At 27.9% G+C, this 1,770-nt stretch carries 2 protein-coding genes; both read left to right on the top strand.

Annotated elements, in window-relative coordinates:
- Positions 1–265: 265 nt before the first annotated feature.
- Complete coding sequence (locus tag EC396_RS12755) at positions 266–823, top strand: STM3941 family protein (RefSeq protein ID WP_129367007.1); 558 nt, start codon at positions 266–268, stop codon at positions 821–823.
- Between the two features lie 144 nt (positions 824–967).
- On the top strand, positions 968–1,609 hold the full coding sequence (locus tag EC396_RS12750) for a hypothetical protein (protein WP_129367006.1): 642 nt from the start codon (positions 968–970) through the stop codon (positions 1,607–1,609).
- The last annotated feature ends 161 nt before the right edge of the window (positions 1,610–1,770 follow it).

The raw sequence follows: 1,770 nt of genomic DNA, 5'->3' as shown, positions 1-1,770 counted from the left end.
CGCCACTTTCGATTACATCAAATACTCTGAATTTTGACTTCAGAGAACTCGAAGAATTAATACAAAAAGAATTTAAACGAAATTTGTGATTAATACAGCTTACAACAACTCATAAAATTTATGCTTACATTTAAACTAAATAACGAACCGACAAACATCCAATTAACGATTTGCTACGTCCGAAAAATCTCCGATTTTCCAGTCGCACAAATCTTATAAAAGCCCGTTACCCAACAGTATAATACATCACTCATAATCAGACAAGTTGAATAATAGAATTGAAATACCATTGAGCAAAAAGAAGATAATATTACTATCATTAGCTTCAATTGGATTTGTTGTTTTCGGAATTTTGTTTGTTTATGACCCACAAATTTTTGTATCAGAATACCGAGTTAGATTCAAAATATTTAATAATCCAGAAATGATTAGAATTATTGGAATAGTTGCAACTCTTTTTTTCGGAATAGCTGGAATTTATGGAATTAAGAAACTATTTGATAAAAAAATTGGTCTGATTATCGACTCAAAAGGAATTACAGACAACTCAAGTGCTTTAAGTATTGGTCTAATTGAATGGGAAGATATTAACAGAATCAATTTAACAAGAGTAAATTCTATCGATTTTCTTATGATTATAGTTAAAAACCCTGAAAAGTATATTGGAAAAGCAACAAACAGAATACAAGCGAGATTAATGAAAACAAATATGAGTATTTACAAAACGCCACTTTCGATTACATCAAATACTCTGAATTTTGACTTCAGAGAACTCGAAGAATTAATACAAAAAGAATTTAAACGAAATAAAAACGTTGGGTAACAACTCATAAAATTTATGCTTACATTTAAACTAAATAACGAACTGACAAACATTCAACTAACGATTTGCTACGTCCGAAAAATCTCCGATTTTCCAGTCGCACAAATCTTATAAAAGCCCGTTGTAAGCTATATAAAAACTGAAATGAAAAGATTGATTATACTATTTATTGGAATTCAAATGACTTCTTGTGGAATGAGTATAATTACGACTTCTAAAAAAGTTGATTTGATAAATATTGAGTCAAATATTGAGCTTGAAAATTTTTTAGAATATACAGCAGATGAGATTTATCAAATTGAGGATTTATCAAACTATAAAAAGATAAACCCTATAAAAACTCAACATTGTTCGAGTATCCAAACATTTAAGAAAAATGACAATGATTTTGTATTAGTTCCTAAAAGTGCATTTCGAGAAAATATAAAACGAGAAAAAAGTAATAGTCTTATAATTTTAGAATATAGAGGTTTTCTTAATTTTTCAAACGGAGGTGATGATGTTTTAGATTATTACTTGAATAATTCAAATAATCAGATAAATATCAAGAATACTTTTGACAAAACAGAAACAATATTCACAATTGATAAATTTGGAAAAATTAAAATAGTCGATAAAAAAGTTAAAAAGATAAATGATAGTACTTTTGAGAAAATCCATATTCTTGACAATATTAAAGTTGGAGAGAATGGAGATTCGATAAAACTCATTGAAACATTTAAGATAAATTTTAAAAAGAATATCAGTGTAAAACGAACTATAAAAGATAAATGGATTTGTGATTAATACAGCTTACAACAACTCATAAAATTTATGCTTACATTTAAACTAAATAACGAACCGACAAACATCCAATTAACGATTTGCTACGTCCGAAAAATCTCCGATTTTCCAGTCGCACAAATCTTATAAAAGCCCGTTAGGCAATATGTCATCGGAATTCTCTC

The sequence above is a fragment of the Lutibacter sp. HS1-25 genome, from assembly GCF_004121075.1.
Lineage (GTDB): Bacteria > Bacteroidota > Bacteroidia > Flavobacteriales > Flavobacteriaceae > Lutibacter.
Note: the sequence above shows the minus strand (reverse complement) of the source record. Positions and strands in the feature narration are given on the sequence as shown.